Annotated in this window: 16 protein-coding genes, 2 tRNA genes and 1 pseudogene; 11 read left to right on the forward strand and 8 right to left on the reverse strand. The window is 42.0% G+C overall.

Annotated features, from left to right (window positions below; translation table 11 throughout):
• Positions 1-50: 50 nt before the first annotated feature.
• A complete protein-coding gene (gene prlC / locus DPV92_RS04545) occupies positions 51-2,081 on the forward strand; it encodes an oligopeptidase A (RefSeq protein ID WP_111353869.1) in 2,031 nt (676 codons plus the stop codon).
• 96 nt (positions 2,082-2,177) lie between these two features.
• On the opposite strand, the gene DPV92_RS04550 is transcribed toward prlC, so the two are convergent.
• Positions 2,178-2,253, reverse strand: a tRNA-Thr gene (locus tag DPV92_RS04550).
• Between the two features lie 298 nt (positions 2,254-2,551).
• On the opposite strand from DPV92_RS04550, the gene DPV92_RS04555 reads away from it, so the two are divergent.
• Positions 2,552-2,641 (forward strand) — tRNA-Ser (locus DPV92_RS04555).
• Positions 2,642-2,691: 50 nt separating this feature from the next.
• On the opposite strand, the gene DPV92_RS04560 is transcribed toward DPV92_RS04555, so the two are convergent.
• The 3 genes from DPV92_RS04560 to DPV92_RS04570 form a co-directional block, all read right to left on the reverse strand.
• Positions 2,692-3,231: an RBBP9/YdeN family alpha/beta hydrolase gene (locus tag DPV92_RS04560; RefSeq protein WP_111353870.1), complete on the reverse strand. Its 540-nt coding sequence runs from the start codon at positions 3,229-3,231 to the stop codon at positions 2,692-2,694.
• Positions 3,232-4,038: 807 nt separating this feature from the next.
• Positions 4,039-4,365, reverse strand: coding sequence for a DMT family transporter (locus DPV92_RS04565; RefSeq protein ID WP_111353871.1), 327 nt, complete (start codon positions 4,363-4,365; stop codon positions 4,039-4,041).
• Between the two features lie 107 nt (positions 4,366-4,472).
• Positions 4,473-4,964 (reverse strand): hemerythrin domain-containing protein, encoded by a 492-nt coding sequence (locus DPV92_RS04570; protein ID WP_111353872.1) that lies wholly within the window; start codon positions 4,962-4,964, stop codon positions 4,473-4,475.
• A gap of 169 nt (positions 4,965-5,133) precedes the next feature.
• Here DPV92_RS04570 and DPV92_RS04575 point away from each other — a divergent pair, with 169 nt between their 5' ends.
• The 7 genes from DPV92_RS04575 (at position 5,134) to DPV92_RS04605 (ending at position 10,582) form a co-directional block, all read left to right on the forward strand.
• Complete coding sequence (locus DPV92_RS04575; RefSeq protein WP_111353942.1) at positions 5,134-5,472, forward strand: P-II family nitrogen regulator; 339 nt, start codon at positions 5,134-5,136, stop codon at positions 5,470-5,472.
• A gap of 3 nt (positions 5,473-5,475) precedes the next feature.
• On the forward strand, positions 5,476-6,039 hold the full coding sequence (gene lspA, locus DPV92_RS04580; protein WP_111353873.1) for a signal peptidase II: 564 nt from the start codon (positions 5,476-5,478) through the stop codon (positions 6,037-6,039).
• The gene (gene ispH, locus DPV92_RS04585) at positions 6,040-6,984 is read left to right on the forward strand and encodes a 4-hydroxy-3-methylbut-2-enyl diphosphate reductase (RefSeq protein WP_111353874.1); all 945 of its coding nucleotides are present in this window, start codon (positions 6,040-6,042) and stop codon (positions 6,982-6,984) included.
• Positions 6,985-7,002: 18 nt separating this feature from the next.
• Entirely contained in the window at positions 7,003-7,251 is a 249-nt protein-coding gene (locus tag DPV92_RS04590; RefSeq protein ID WP_111353875.1) for an FAD assembly factor SdhE, read from the forward strand.
• Between the two features lie 144 nt (positions 7,252-7,395).
• Complete coding sequence (miaB, locus tag DPV92_RS04595) at positions 7,396-8,823, forward strand: tRNA (N6-isopentenyl adenosine(37)-C2)-methylthiotransferase MiaB (protein WP_111353876.1); 1,428 nt, start codon at positions 7,396-7,398, stop codon at positions 8,821-8,823.
• 122 nt (positions 8,824-8,945) lie between these two features.
• Positions 8,946-9,218, forward strand: a complete 273-nt coding sequence (locus tag DPV92_RS04600) for an ACT domain-containing protein (RefSeq protein ID WP_111353877.1) — start codon at positions 8,946-8,948, stop codon at positions 9,216-9,218.
• An 8-nt stretch (positions 9,219-9,226) separates the two neighbouring features.
• Positions 9,227-10,582, forward strand: a complete 1,356-nt coding sequence (locus tag DPV92_RS04605) for a PFL family protein (RefSeq protein ID WP_111353878.1) — start codon at positions 9,227-9,229, stop codon at positions 10,580-10,582.
• 94 nt (positions 10,583-10,676) lie between these two features.
• Here the strand turns inward: DPV92_RS04605 and DPV92_RS04610 are convergent.
• The 4 genes and pseudogenes from DPV92_RS04610 to DPV92_RS04625 form a co-directional block, all read right to left on the reverse strand.
• A pseudogene (locus DPV92_RS04610) lies at positions 10,677-11,366 on the reverse strand (pirin family protein).
• A 250-nt stretch (positions 11,367-11,616) separates the two neighbouring features.
• Positions 11,617-12,528 (reverse strand): N-acetylmuramic acid 6-phosphate etherase, encoded by a 912-nt coding sequence (gene murQ, locus DPV92_RS04615; RefSeq protein WP_111353879.1) that lies wholly within the window; start codon positions 12,526-12,528, stop codon positions 11,617-11,619.
• Positions 12,529-12,799: 271 nt separating this feature from the next.
• A complete protein-coding gene (locus tag DPV92_RS04620; RefSeq protein WP_111353880.1) occupies positions 12,800-13,912 on the reverse strand; it encodes an anhydro-N-acetylmuramic acid kinase in 1,113 nt (370 codons plus the stop codon).
• Positions 13,913-13,919: 7 nt separating this feature from the next.
• A complete protein-coding gene (locus DPV92_RS04625) occupies positions 13,920-14,627 on the reverse strand; it encodes a tRNA1(Val) (adenine(37)-N6)-methyltransferase (protein ID WP_111353881.1) in 708 nt (235 codons plus the stop codon).
• 87 nt (positions 14,628-14,714) lie between these two features.
• Here DPV92_RS04625 and DPV92_RS04630 point away from each other — a divergent pair, with 87 nt between their 5' ends.
• Both DPV92_RS04630 and DPV92_RS04635 read left to right on the forward strand, forming a co-directional pair.
• Positions 14,715-15,461 (forward strand): M48 family metallopeptidase, encoded by a 747-nt coding sequence (locus DPV92_RS04630; RefSeq protein WP_111353882.1) that lies wholly within the window; start codon positions 14,715-14,717, stop codon positions 15,459-15,461.
• Positions 15,462-15,505: 44 nt separating this feature from the next.
• The gene (locus DPV92_RS04635) at positions 15,506-16,075 is read left to right on the forward strand and encodes an elongation factor P hydroxylase (protein WP_111353883.1); all 570 of its coding nucleotides are present in this window, start codon (positions 15,506-15,508) and stop codon (positions 16,073-16,075) included.
• The last annotated feature ends 32 nt before the right edge of the window (positions 16,076-16,107 follow it).

A 16,107-nucleotide genomic window follows, 5' to 3' on the forward strand; every position in this document is an offset into this window, starting at 1 on the left:
TTTGCTCTCTCCGTTCGCGGAGGGAGGGAAGTTAAATATAAGGAATAACAATGTCAAACCCATTACTCAACTACACAGGCTTGCCACCATTCTCGCAAATTAAACCTGAACATATCCAACCTGCGGTAGAGGCTGTGATTAAAGAGTGCCGTGAAACTATTGAACGCGTTTCACAAATCGACAATCCAACCTGGGAAAATTTCTATCTGCCACAAGTGATGGCGAGCGATAAATTTAACCGTGCGTGGTCACCCATCGGGCATTTAAATGGCGTGAAGAACTCGCCTGAATTGCGCGAAGCCTATCAAGCCTGCTTGCCGTTATTATCCGATTACAGCACTTGGGCAGGGCAACACCAAGGTTTGTATCAAGGTTATGTGAAGCTCAAAAACTCTCCAGAATTTGCGACTTATTCTGTCGCACAGAAAAAAGCAGTCGAAAATAGCCTACGTGATTTTGAGCTGTCTGGCATTTCATTACCCGCAGACAAACAAAAACGCTACGGCGAAGTTTCCGCTCGTTTATCAGAACTCGGCTCACAATTTAGTAATAACGTGTTAGATGCAACAATGGGTTGGGATATTGTTGTGACAGACGAGGCACAGCTTAAAGGTTTGCCAGAATCAGCATTAGAAGCGGCAAAATTGTCTGCCCAAAGCAAAGGCAAAGAGGGCTATCGTTTCACCCTTGAATTCCCAAGCTATTACCCTGTGTTAGTCTATTGTGAAAACCGAGAATTGCGTGCAATGATCTACAAAGAGTACGCCACCCGTGCTTCCGATCAAGGTTCAAATGCAGGCAAATGGGACAACTCAGCGAACGTTGAGGAGAAATTAAAACTTCGTCTTGAAATGGCACAATTGCTTGGTTTTGAAACCTATGCTCATCTTTCATTAGCGACCAAAATGGCGGAAAACCCGCAACAAGTGGTCAATTTCTTGGAAGATCTTGCAAAACGTTCAAAAGAGCAAGGCAAAAACGAAATTTGCGAATTGAAAAAATTTGTGAAAGCAAATTACGGTGTGGAAACTCTAGAACCTTGGGATATTGCTTTCTATAGTGAGAAACAAAAACAAGCGTTATATGCTATCAACGACGAAGAACTTCGTCCGTATTTCCCAGAAAATCGCGTACTTTCAGGCTTATTTGAGCTTATGAAACGCATTTTTGGCTTACGTATTGAAGAGAAATTTGGCATTGATACTTGGCACGAAGATGTGCGTTTCTTCCAAATTTATGACGAAAAAGGCGAAGAGCGCGGCTCGTTCTACTTAGACTTATACGCTCGTGAAAATAAACGTGGTGGGGCGTGGATGGATGATTGCATCAACCAAAAACGTTTGGCAGATGGTTCATTACAAAAGCCCGTGGCGTATTTAACCTGTAACTTCAACAAACCTATCGGCGATAAACCTGCGTTGTTCACTCATGATGAAGTGACCACGCTTTTCCACGAATTCGGACACGGTATTCACCATATGCTGACTCAAATTGATGTGGGCGATGTAGCGGGTATCAACGGTGTGCCGTGGGATGCGGTGGAATTGCCAAGCCAATTTTTAGAAAATTGGTGCTGGGAAGAGGAAGCTTTGCAGTTTATTTCAGGGCATTATGAAACGGGCGAACCGTTGCCGAAAGAGAAACTCACGCAGTTACTGAAAGCGAAAAACTTCCAAGCAGCAATGTTTGTGCTTCGTCAGTTAGAATTCGGTTTATTCGACTTCCGCTTACACTTAGCTCAACCGCGTGAAGGCTTGGTGTTAGAGACCTTACAAGCGGTCAAAAAAGATGTTGCTGTTGTAAAAACGCCTGAATGGGTGCGCACTCCGCACAGCTTTAGCCATATTTTCGCAGGCGGTTATGCGGCAGGTTATTACAGCTACTTATGGGCAGAAGTGCTTTCTGCTGATGCATTCTCAAAATTTGAAGAAGAAGGCATTTTCAACCGTCAAACAGGGCAACAATTCTTAGATTGCATCTTAACCCGTGGCGGCTCCGAAGAACCGATGGTGTTATTCGAACGTTTCCGAGGTCGCAAACCAACCCTTGATGCACTGCTAAGACACAAAGGGATTGCGTAATGCTTAAGCGGTCAATTTTTGCAGAATTTTTGCAAAATGAGACCGCTTATTACTTATTATGAAATTAGGATGTTTTCTTGATTATATGATTGAAGATGGTGCCGACTACCGGAATCGAACTGGTGACCTACTGATTACAAGTCAGTTGCTCTACCTACTGAGCTAAGTCGGCTTAGAATGTATAAATTGGGAACGTTGTGATTAAAACGGGAACGAATTATAAGGATTTTAAAATTGCTTTCAAGCCTTTTAGAGTCAAATGATGAAAAAATGACTCTTTTGGTTAAAAAGCAACATCCTCTTAAATATTTTTATAAATCTTCGAACTCTAGTGCATCCTTTTATAAAATAAGAAAAATTTCAGAATAAATAAACATCAAACTGAACAAAAAGAATGCTTTTAATTAAAAAGTTAAAAAATTCTATTTACTCACTATCGAAATTCAATTATTATCTTGCACGTTTTCAACGGAGGAATGGTCGAGTGGTTGAAGGCACCGGTCTTGAAAACCGGCGAGGGTTTACGCCCTCCGTGAGTTCGAATCTCACTTCCTCCGCCATCAAATTTAGAAACCCTGCAACGAATGTTGCAGGGTTTCGTTTTTCTGCATTACAGTAATTTCTCAATTAAATCCAACACAATCGGTAGTTCTGTGATACCTTCACGCTCTAAAAAATGCCCGCCTTTTGGTAATCTAATATAGTCTGCATCGAGAAATTGAGCTAAATGATCGCTGTATTTATGTGGCACGATATGATCGTCCAGTGATGCCACTACAAAAGATTTTTCTAGCTTGTAAGTGGTTAAATTTGCGTAGAAATCGGCAAAAATATCAAGTTCGGGCAGATTCGGTAATTTTTCATAAAAGCCTGAAACAAAAATTGCCCCTTTGATTTTTTGCTGCTGCGTTGAAAGGAAGTTTAGCGTTGCAATGCAACCTAAACTATGTCCAATTAAAATCGTATTTTCATCCAGTGTAATTTTTTCTTGATGGTATTTTAACCATGCTTCAGGTGTCGGACTCTCCGAATTTGGCATCGTTAAACGCTCACATTCGAGCCCTTTTTCTGACAATTTTTGTTCTAACCACGGAAACCAATGTTTGTTGCCGTTTGCCGTATAGCCGTGAGTGATGTAGATCTTGATCATTGTTTTTCCTGTAAAAATTTAAGTAAATTAACGTTATAATAGCAGTTCATTAAAGATTTTCAGCTATGTATTCTAATTTTAGAATAAATAATCAAGTTTATGATTTGACACATTTAAACGCCTCCAATTTTTATATCAAAATTGATGGTGGTGAGTTTTCCGTAACACTTCAATTTGGCAATCATTGCCTTACGGACGAAAAAGAAAATGGATCATTGTTTAGCAGAAGATTAAGAAAGAATGTCAGCTTATGAAGAACGATTTTTTTCTGTTGTGAGGTATGAAGACACAAAAGTTTTGCCCAATCTCTTAAGAAATATGCTAATAGAAAATCGCTCATATTATGTTGTACCTTTTAGACCAAAACGTAGTAATGATGAGTAATATCACTATTTAGATAATGGTTATTATGTGATTTTCTTTTATATTAATAAGATTGATCCAATAAATAAGAGCCTTAATATCTATATAATTTCTGAGTATGATAAAACAACATATTCCAGCAATTTACCAAAGGGTAAAGCATTTAACTTTCGTGGGTGCTTTCAAAGAGAGTAAAGTGAGAGAAAGTCATTTAAGACTTGAAAAATGCAATAATAGATCATACTGTATTGCCACTGATACAGACTGGGATCACGTAAGTGGGATATCAGGTTGAGTGATTAAACCACTTCCTAGTCTGTAAGTAGGATAAAAGCAAATTTGCTATAAAAACAAATGTCTTCAAACTTTTTATAAAAGACAAAACGGCATTAGATAAATTTCCTAGTGCCGTTTTTGTTTTTCTTCTCCGATAGCATAATTCAATCAAGAATGATTAGAAAATAAGTTAATCACCAATACCCCGCTGATAATTAACGCCATTCCAATAATGCTAGGTAAATCGGGTTTTTGCCCGGATACAAACATTGCTACCAATGTAGTAAGCACAATGCCCACGCCAGACCAAACCGAATACACAATCCCAAGCGGTAGCGTTTTGGTGATGATAGAAAGCAGATACAAGGCAATCACAAATGCGCCGATCGCAATCACGGTTGGAAGCGGTTTGGAAAAGCCGTTGCTGGCTTTAATACAATTTGATCCGATCACTTCGATCACAATTGCAAAGCCTAATAAAACCCAAGGGTTCATAAAGGGTTTATAGATTCCTCATAAAATGAGGCTATTCTAGCGAGAAATGAGAGAAAGGTAAATTTGGGAATAGATGAGGGTGAGCAACGCCCACCCAACAAAAGATATTATGGTTGATCGCCTCTCAAAGCTCTAACAAACAACACGTCATTTTCTAATTCGGTGTGGTTAGTTAAATCAGTCGCGAAGGTTTTTAAGCCGTTGTAGAGATTCGTCCAGCTGGTGCAAGCACCTTCTGGTAGCGTGAAATTGTGCGTTAAAGCAGCAATATCTTCCAAGTCGTTGTGTGCTTCCGCGTGTTCGGCTTCCATCACTGAAATTGGCGCAGCTGCCATTGGTCCACGACCAGAGTTGATGAGTGGGAAAAGCACTTGCTCTTCTTTCATCATATGCATCGTGAGGTCGTCATACACTTTTCGGATGACTTCTGCCAAGCCTTTCGGACAAGCGGGGTGATCAGCATGGCGATTTTCCACTTTTTCTGCTAATTCAATTAACACAGGCAATTCTAAGCGGTGTTTTTGGTGGAAATTAGGCAGAATGTAGTCAATGATTTCGCCTAAAGGACGGGTACTAAAAGCAGTAATTTCAAAAGACATAGGTAATCCTCTTAAATAAAAAACAGACAATAACCAACTAAATTACTCAGGATTTTACCCCTATCATCAAGGAATACCATAATCAGAAGTGGGTAGCGAAGTGATTTATATCAAAGATTCGCCAAAATTTTGCTACAATACGCCAATTTATAACCAAAAAGGGCAAAAGATGAAAAAAATTGAGGCAATTATTAAGCCGTTTAAATTGGATGATGTGCGTGAAGCTTTGACTGATGCGGGCATTACAGGGATGACAGTAACGGAAGTAAAAGGTTTTGGCAGACAAAAAGGGCACACCGAGCTGTATCGTGGGGCAGAATATGCGATTGATTTCTTGCCAAAAGTGAAGGTAGAAGTGGTTATTCTGGATGAGCAAGTCGATGAGTGCATTGAGGCGATTATGGATGTGGCTCAAACAGGCAAAATTGGCGATGGCAAAATTTTTGTCTATGAGGTGGAGCGTGCAATCCGTATTCGCACAGGCGAAGAAAATGAAGAGGCACTATAAAGCATGAAGCATAAAACAGGATTAGTTTGGCTCTGGCTGAGTTTAGTCGTTATCTTGGGCGATTTATGGTCAAAATATGTGGTGGTAACGAATTTCCGCCTTTATGAAAGCGTGAATGTATTGCCAATTTTTAACCTGACTTATGCCCGTAATTATGGAGCGGCATTTAGCTTTTTAGCTGATCATGATGGCTGGCAAACCTACTTTTTCTTAGGCTTGGCGGTTGTGATTTCTGCAGCGTTGAGCGTGATGCTTTATCGTAATAAAGAGACACAAGCGGTCAAAAAATGGGAAAATATTGCGTATTCGCTGATTATTGGCGGGGCATTAGGGAATGCGATTGATCGCGCGGTGGATAAGTGTAGCCTGCTTGGTTTTACACCTGATGAACCTTACAATCGCTTAAATGTTTGCCAAGGCTATGTAGTTGATTTTTTTGATTTTTATTGGAATTGGGGCGGCTATCATTTCGCCACTTTTAATGTGGCGGACATTGCGATTTCGGTGGGAGCAGGCTTGTTGGTATTAGCCGCATTTTTTGAAAGCAAGAAGAAAAAGAGTGATTAAATGAGGATTTTATTAGCCAACCCGCGAGGGTTTTGTGCAGGTGTAGATCGAGCAATTTCGATTGTAGAACTTGCCCTTGAAATTCACGGTGCGCCAATTTATGTGCGTCACGAAGTGGTACATAACCGCTTTGTGGTGGACGGCTTGAAAGAGAAAGGGGCAATTTTTGTTGAAGAGTTGGATGAAGTACCTGATGATGCGATTGTGATTTTCTCGGCTCACGGGGTTTCGCAAGCGGTTCGCCAGGAGGCAAAACGTCGAGGCTTGAAAGTGTTTGACGCCACTTGTCCATTGGTAACAAAAGTGCATATGCAGGTGGCTCGTGCGAGCCGTAAAGGCACAAAAGCGATTTTAATCGGGCACGAAGGGCACCCAGAAGTGCTTGGCACAATGGGGCAGTACGATAACGAAGAGGGCGGTATTTACTTAGTGGAATCGGTGGAAGATATTGCGAACTTGCCAGTTTCTAACCAAGATGAGCTGACTTTTATGACGCAAACCACGCTGTCTATTGATGATACAAGCGGTGTGATTGAAGCCTTGAAAGAGAAATACCCAGCGATTCAAGGCCCACGTAAAAACGATATTTGTTATGCGACCACAAATCGCCAGCAAGCGGTTCGAGAGCTAGCGAAACAGTCGCAATTGGTGTTGGTGATTGGTTCCAAAAATTCTTCTAATTCCAACCGTTTGGCGGAACTTGCAAGCCGTATGGGTGTGAAGTCGCAACTGATTGATGGGCCCGAAGATATCGATCCAAGTTGGTTAGAGGGTGTGCAAACTATTGGCATTACCGCAGGGGCTTCTGCACCTGAAGTGTTGGTGCAATCAGTCATTTCACACCTAAAAGAATTAGGCGCAACAGAGGTCGCAAACCTTGAAGGCTTGGAAGAGAATATGTTCTTTGAAGTGCCAAAAGAATTACGCATTAATGAAGTGCAGTAGAGGATAAGGAGTAAAATAGTGGCAGAAATTAACCGCTTTAAACTGGAATGGGCGTGTCGCCGCGGGATGCGTGAATTGGATAAAATGATTATGCCGTTCTACCAAAATCATTTTGACAGCCTCACAGAAGCTGAGCAACAAGCCTTTGCGGAAATGCTCACTTACCCTGATCCAGAGCTTTTTCGCTGGGTAATGCATCAACTTCCAGCACCTACGCAAGCAATTACGGATATAATTGAGTTGATGAGAAGTAAGATTCATCGTTAAAGCGAAATAACCTTAACAACTATTTAGTTATAGCCAAAAAATAGCCAATCGGGTAAAATAGCCCAGACTTTTTAGCGTGGAGCCAGTTTAAACTTAGCTCTACGCTTTTCTTTTCTTACTCTTGATAACCTATTATTTGACACTATGGCAAAATTACATATTACAACTTGGGGCTGTCAGATGAATGAATACGATTCATCTAAAATGGCGGATCTCTTAAATTCAACTCACGGTTTAGAATTGACCGACAAACCTGAAGAAGCGGACGTGTTATTGCTCAACACCTGTTCAATTCGTGAAAAAGCACAAGAAAAAGTATTCTCACAATTAGGTCGTTGGAAAAACTGGAAGAAAGACAAGCCTGATCTCATCATCGGCGTGGGCGGTTGCGTAGCTTCACAAGAAGGCGAGCATATTCGCGAACGTGCACCGTTCGTAGACATCGTGTTCGGGCCGCAAACCTTACACCGCTTGCCAGAAATGATTAACAAAATCCGTGGCGGTGACCGTGCGATTGTGGATATTTCTTTCCCTGAAATCGAAAAATTTGACCGCTTGCCAGAGCCAAAAGCCGAAGGTCCAACCGCATTCGTGTCGATTATGGAAGGCTGTAACAAATACTGCTCATTCTGCGTGGTGCCTTATACCCGTGGCGAAGAAGTTTCTCGCCCTGTGGACGATGTTTTATTCGAAATTGCCCAACTCGCTGAACAAGGCGTGCGTGAGGTGAACTTGCTCGGTCAGAACGTAAACGCTTACCGTGGAGAAACCTTTGACGGCGGCATTTGCTCCTTCGCAGAATTACTCCGCTTGGTGGCAGCGATAGATGGCATCGACCGTGTGCGCTACACCACCAGCCACCCAATTGAATTTACCGATGACATCATCGAGGTTTATCGCGACACGCCAGAGCTAGTGAGCTTCCTGCACTTGCCAATCCAAAGTGGCGCAGACCGTATTTTAACGATGATGAAACGTAACCACACAGCACTCGAATATAAAGCGATTATTCGCAAATTGCGTGAAGTGCGTCCGAACATTCAAATTAGCTCAGACTTCATCGTGGGCTTTCCTGGCGAAACTGCGGAAGATTTCGAGCAAACCATGAAAGTGATCGAGCAAGTAAACTTTGATATGAGCTTTAGCTTCATCTATTCTGCTCGTCCTGGTACGCCCGCGGCGGATATTCCTGATGATGTCAGCGAAGACGAGAAAAAAGAGCGTTTGGCTCGTTTGCAACAACGCATTAACCATCAAGCAATGCAGTTCAGCCGTGCAATGCTTGGTACAGAACAACGCATTTTGGTGGAAGGCCCATCGAAAAAAGACATTATGGAATTAACAGGCAGAACCGAAACCAACCGCGTGGTGAACTTCGTGGGAACACCAGATATGATCGGCAAATTCGTCGATGTGAAAATCACTGATGTTTACACCAACTCTCTGCGTGGCGAAGTAGTTCGCACTGAAGATGAAATGGGCTTACGCGTGGTGGAATCTGCAGCAAGCGTGATTGCCCGCACCCGCAAAGAAGATGAGCTTGGCGTAGGACAATACGTAGTAAATCTTTAACTAAAGTTGACCGCTTACTCTATAGTAAGCGGTCTTTTTTTATAAAAACTGAAATTTAAACCGCTTAGTTTTTAGGCGTATTATACTTCTCTCCATTTAAAAAGACAGAAAAGGAATTAAAAATGAGCCATTCAGTAATTACCGTTATTGGTCAAGATCGTGTTGGGATTGTTTACGATGTTGCAAAGATCTTAGCAGAAAACAACATTAACATTCTCAACATTAGCCAACAGTTGATGGAAAATTATTTCACGATGATTATTCTTGTGGACACTGCACAATGTTCGCTCTCTTCCCCTGAATTAGCAACACTTTTCATTGAACAGAGCAAAGTCTTGCAGTTGGACATTCGCTTGCAAAATGAACAAATTTTCAAAGCAATGCACCGCATTTAGGGGGCAAAATGAGCATTCAATCTAATGAAATTTTAGAAACGATCCGAATGGTATCAGACCAACATTTTGACGTGCGCACCATTACCATCGGAATTGATTTGCACGACTGTATCAGCAGCGATATTGATGAACTGAACCGAAACATCTTCAACAAAATTACCCGTGTGGGCAAAAATTTGGTGGAAACCGCCAAAATTCTCTCTGCCAAATATGGCGTGCCGATTGTGAACCAACGCATTTCTGTTACCCCTATCGCACAAATTGCCGCAGCGACCAAAGCGGATTCTTACGTTTCTATTGCCCAAACTCTAGACCATGCAGCAAAAGCGATTGGCGTTTCTTTTATCGGTGGTTTTTCCGCATTAGTACAAAAAGGAATGTCGCCGTCTGACGAGGTATTGATTCGTTCTATCCCCGAAGCGATGAAAACTACGGACATTGTCTGTAGCTCAATCAATATTGGCTCCACTCGTGCGGGCATCAATATGGATGCAGTAAAACTAGCGGGTGAAATGATTAAGCAGACAGCTGAAATCACCCCTGAAGGCTTTGGCTGTGCCAAAATTGTGGTGTTCTGTAATGCGGTGGAAGATAACCCATTTATGGCAGGCGCATTCCACGGTTCGGGCGAAGCCGATGCAGTAATTAACGTCGGTGTCTCAGGTCCAGGCGTAGTAAAAGAGGCGTTAGAAAATTCTCACGCAACCACACTTACCGAAGTGGCTGAGGTGGTGAAGAAAACGGCCTTTAAAATTACTCGTGTAGGTGAATTAATTGGGCAAGAAGCCTCTAAAATGCTCAATATTCCATTTGGTATTTTGGATCTCTCGCTCGCACCAACTCCAGCAGTAGGCGATTCTGTAGCGCGTATTTTAGAAGCGATGGGCTTAAGTGTATGTGGCACACACGGCACAACAGCCGCCCTTGCGCTATTGAACGATGCCGTGAAAAAAGGCGGAATGATGGCGTCCAGCGCCGTGGGTGGCTTAAGCGGTGCATTTATTCCTGTTTCGGAAGATGAAGGTATGATTGCCGCGGCGGAAAGTGGCGTGCTCACATTAGATAAATTAGAAGCAATGACTGCAGTTTGTTCAGTGGGATTAGATATGATTGCTGTTCCAGGCGACACACCTGCACACACTATTTCTGGCATTATTGCTGATGAAGCCGCAATTGGTATGATCAACAGCAAAACCACTGCAGTACGTATTATTCCTGTCACAGGTAAAACCGTGGGCGAAAGCGTGGAATTTGGTGGCTTACTTGGTTATGCACCGATTATGCCAGTCAAAGAAGGCTCTTGCGAAGTATTCGTCAACCGTGGCGGACACATTCCAGCCCCAGTGCAGTCAATGAAGAACTAATATAGGTCAAATCCTTTACAAACTGTAAACTAAATATTTTTTGTTTAAGGCAAACAAGCGGTCAAATTTGACCGCTTGTTTGCTAATTTGCAACTTATTTTAAATCAAATAACAAAAATTCTACCTCTCTTTGGGTTTGTAGTTCAAGCAAAGTTTCTGCACTCACCGCTAACGCATCACTACCATTTAATTCAACGCCATTGACAGTTAAACTGCCATTGACCACTTGCAACCAATAATTGCGATGAGCCTCTAATTTGATTTCCGCTGTTTGGTTCACTCCATATTGATAACGCCATAATTTCATATCTTGATAGACTTTAAATGACCCATCATCCGCATTTGGCGAAAGAATCAATGTTGCCCCCTCTTTATCGGCAAACTACTTTTGCCCATAGCGAGGAGTAATGCCATATTCATTCGGCATAATCCAGATTTGCAACAAGTGCAACGTTTCCGTTTCAGACGGATTAAATTCCGAATGATACACGCCCGAACCCGCCGACATAATCTGAAATTCGCCTGCATTAAATTCCTTCACATTGCCCATACTGTCTTTGTGAGCAATTTTTCCTTCCAGCACATAAGTGAGAATTTCCATATCTTTATGCGGATGCATTCCAAAGCCCATTGTCGGCTGGACAAAATTTTCGTTAATCACCCGTAAATCGGAAAAATGCATATGATTACGGTCGAAATAATCCGCAAAAGAGAAGCTGTGATAAGCATTTAACCAACCGTGATTTGCATGACCTCGTTCATTTGCACGTCTAATTTTTAACATACTCTATTCCTTACTTTAAGTTAATAATTTGCATTTAAAATGCGTTTGGTTTTGATGGAGTACATTATAAAACGTTTAAAAATAGGATAAAGAGAGATTTTATGAAGAGATTATTTAGTAAAAATGAATAAATAATACCGAAATCAATTTGGAAATCAGTGTTTTCCAAATCTTTATGTTTCTAATAAAAAGCGGTCAAATTCTCTTTCATTTTTGCAAAACAGAACAGAAATTTGACCGCTTGAAATCATTAACTTTGAAGTGCTTGCCTTAACTTGCCTTGATTCTCAGCAAGCATTTTTTCAGCTTGGATTTTATCCACATTGGCTAAAATCATAAGAATGGCGAGTTTGGCATGGTTGCCTGCTTGGAGCAAGGTAGTTTCAGCAGTTTCTTTGGTGCAGTCGGTGGCTTCCATCACGATTTTCACCGCTCTTGCTTTGAGTTTTTTGTTGCTGGCTTGCACGTCTACCATCAAGTTTTGGTAGCATTTACCGATGCGAATCATTGAAGCTGTGGTCAGCATATTCAGTACCAATTTTTGTGCCGTACCCGATTTCATTCGGCTCGAACCTGTGAGAACCTCTGCACCGACGACGGTTTCAATTGCAATATCGGCAATTTGCGACATCGTACACCCCGTGTTGCTGGCAATTGATACCGTAATCGCACCTAATGATTTGGCATATTCCAACGCACCGATCACATAAGGCGTACGCCCGCTAGCTGCGATGCCAACTAAGACATCTTTTTCGCAAAAATCGATCGCTTGTAAATCGGCTTTACCTTGCTCGCAGTCGTCTTCTGCCCCTTCGATGGGGTGGCGTAAAGCTCGCTCACCGCCTGCGATAATTCCCACCACCATTTCAGAAGGAACACCGTAAGTAGGAGGGCATTCAGACGCGTCTAATACGCCTAATCGTCCGCTCGTACCAGCACCAATATAGACAAGTCGTCCGCCGTTTGTGAATACGTGTTCGATTTTTTCGACTGCTTCGGCTATGTGAGGTAAGCATTTTTCTACCGCCTTAGCAACTAACTGATCTTCTTGATTGATAAGTTGCACGATATTGATTGCTGTCATGCAATCGATGTTAAGAGAACGGGGGTTGCGTTGCTCAGTCATCATCTGAGAGAGAGAATTGAGTAGCGTTTGATTCATATTACACTCGTTTCACAACTATACATTTAATTTGGCGTTTATCTTTGTTTCGGCTCATTTTAATCGCAGTGTAACTTGATTACCAACGCACTCAAACCAAATAATACCGCCACAACAGTTTGCTCCATTTTTTTCATCTTGATTTTTGCTGTCAATTTTCGGTTATATTATAGGCTATTTAGCTAAAAGCACAGAATAGAATTTATAGAACAGAATGAAAGAAAAACTGTCTTTTCAGACATCAGACAGTTTTTTCTTTTTTATCTATTAATTATTTTGGAAAAACCACTCCTAAACTGACCGCTTGCGATGCCCCCGTTACGCTTGGCATATTACTTGGCAGGTTTTCCATTCTTTGAAATGCCAACCACGCAAAAGCAGCTGCTTCAACGTAATCAATATCCACACCGTAATCATTGGTTGTGCCAACATGCCAATCGGCTAACAAGGCATTGAAACGCTCCATCAATAGCGGATTCCTCGCCCCACCACCGCACACCAACAGCACTTTATTTGGCTCATTTTCCCACTGCGATAATTCACGAGCAACACTTTGAGCGGTAAATTCCACCAATGTGCGTTGTACATCTTCTACTTTGTAAGCGGTCGATTTTACCGTTAAATTTGCAAATTGCTTTTCTAACCACGCAAGGTTAAACAGTTCACGCCCTGTGCTTTTCGGTGGTGGTAACTGTAAAAATGGTTCGTTCAACATTTCCGCCAAGAGTTCGAAGATCACCTCACCCGTTTTTGCCCATTCAGCATTTTTGTCGTAACGCTTACCGAGATGTTTTTCAATCCAACTATCCATCAGTGCATTACCCACGCTCACATCATAGCCGATGGTTTGTGCATTCGGCTTAAGCACGGAAATATTGCTAATTCCACCAATATTGAGCACCACGGTAAATTGATTCGAACGAGCAAAAATCGCTTCATGAAAAGCAGGCACGAGCGGTGCACCTTGTCCGCCAAACGCCATATCCTTACGGCGAAAATCTGCGATGGTAGTAATCCCCGTTCGGGCGGAAACAATATTCATATCGCCAATTTGCATCGTAAATGGGAAGTTACCTTGCGGAGCGTGCCAAACCGTCTGCCCGTGGCAACCAATCGCTTCAATTTGGCTTGGTTTAAGCTGATTTTTCACCAAAAATTCGTTTACACAATCAGCATATAACACGCCCAAGCAATGGTCGATTTCACCCAATTTTTGTAACGAAGTTTCGCCCGACTTCAATAAAACAGACAAATCCGCTCGCAGCACTTCGAGCATTGGAACAAAATAACTTGCCACTAATTTAGCTCCGTTCTCAAAATCCACTAACGCTAAATCCACGCCGTCTAGGCTCGTGCCCGACATAATGCCTAAATATAATTTCATTTTTTCTCTACATCTTTAAATAAAAATCTTGGGTTAATGCTACAAATGCTGGTGTGTATTGATTTTGTTCATCATACACAATCAGCACTTTTTCCTCTCTCTGCTGATGTTGTAAAGCAAAGGTGATGACCCAACGTTTTGGCTCTTGCCCCATTTTGGTGATGATTTTGCAAATTTCTATGCAAAATAGTCCGCTTGTTAAGCTCCGTTCAAGCAGTATCTCAGCCTCTTGAGTGGGCAAAATCAAGCTGATTTTCCCTGTTTCGGCAAGCCATTTTTTCGCTTGCATTAACCAATCGTAATGGCTTGTTTGAAGGCTGCGGGCAAGATCTCGTTCCACAGTTCGGCTAGCAAGACTGTCACGAAAATAGGGTGGATTAGAGACAATCAGGTCGAACTTTTGTGGAAAATTTACCTCAAAAATATCGCCTTGCTGAATAGTAATGCGGTTCGCCCATGTAGAACATTGGGCATTTTCGACCGCTTGTTGGTAGGCATTTGGCTCTAACTCAAGAGCAGTAATTTGGCAATCTTCAGCGGTTCGCTGCGCAAGCATTATCGCAATCAAGCCTGTACCTGTGCCAAGGTCAAGAATACGCTTGGCATTTTTTGCCTCCGCCATTGCACCAAGTAAAATACCATCAGTATTGACTTTCATCGCACATTTATCATGGGCAAGAAAAAATTGTTTAAATTGAAATCCTGATTTTTTCATTTTTGGGTTATTTTGTCGAAAGATGGGCTATAATCGCATTGTTTTTCGTCTTCGACAACCGAAGACAGGGATTTAAATGAGGACACAATGAAACCATTAAAAAAGATTGCATTAGTAGCAATATTAAGTACTTTTTTGACCGCTTGTATGAGCACGCAACAAATTAACGCAGAGGCTTCGCAAGGTTATATGCAAATGAAGCAGCAAAATGCCAAAGCGATTGATACAAACTCTGTGACGGCTCAACGGATACATAAAATATTTAATAAAATGAAACCTTATGCAGAGCAAGAAAATAAAACAGGCGTGCCATTTCAATGGGAAATTACCGTTTTCCGCACCAATGAGTTAAATGCTTGGGCAATGCCGGGCGGCAAAATGGGCTTCTACACAGGTTTGGTTGAAAAGCTCAATATGAATGATGATGAAATTGCTACTGTAATGGGACACGAAATGGCTCACGCTTTGCAAGAACACGGAAAGTCTTCGCGTAATGTTGGATTGGTCACGGGTATTGTTGGGCAAATGGCGGATATTGCTGTTGCTGCGACAACAGGTGTCGATACAGGTGGTTTATTAAGCGTTGGAACAGATTTAATTGCAAATAAACCTTTCTCTCGTAGTCAAGAAACCGAGGCTGATGAAGTAGGGCTAATGTTGATGGCAAAATCGGGTTATAACCCATCATCAGCTCCCAATGTGTGGGTAAAAATGAGCAAAGCCAGCGGTGGCGGCGGTGGCATTTTCTCGACTCACCCTTCAAATGAAGATCGCCAGAAAAACTTGGAACGTTTAATTCCAGAGGCAATGAAACTTTATAAAGCTACACACTAATCTATTTTTTGATTATGTTGTCATAAAAACGAGAAGAAAACAAAATGAACCAAGATAACCACAAGACCGAAGATATTATCCGCATTTTCGACGAATGTTTTGCCACAGAATACAACACCCGACTAGAAAAAGGCGGCGATTATCCTATCTATTTGCCCGCATTTTTAGAGGAAGATGGCGTGAAATCAACACGTCCATATCACGTGATTTTACTCGCCCACGGCTATTACAGCAGTGCCTTGCACGAAATTTCGCATTGGCTTGTAGCAGGTGAAGCGCGCCGCCAATTAGAAGATTTTGGTTATTGGTATGAACCTGATGGTCGCTCGGCAGAACGCCAACGTGAGTTTGAATCGGTGGAAGTAAAACCTCAAGCGATTGAGTGGGTTTTAGCTACTGCGGCAGGTTTCCGCTATTTTGCCAGTGCGGATAACCTTTCAGGCAATCCTGGCGATAATTCAGCCTTCAAAAAAGCGGTCTATAATCAGGTAAAAGTTTACGCAGAGCGAGGCTATTTACCAAAACGTGCGGAAATACTTCGCAAAGCATTGGCAAAATTCTACGGCACGCCAGATGTGATTGATTTGGGAATGTTTGATCTTGCAAAAATTTAAAAAATTTCATCTATTTCCTCTTGACACAAGTG

The sequence above is a fragment of the Pseudohaemophilus paraphrohaemolyticus genome (assembly GCF_003253115.1).
GTDB lineage: Bacteria > Pseudomonadota > Gammaproteobacteria > Enterobacterales > Pasteurellaceae > Haemophilus_A > Haemophilus_A paraphrohaemolyticus_A.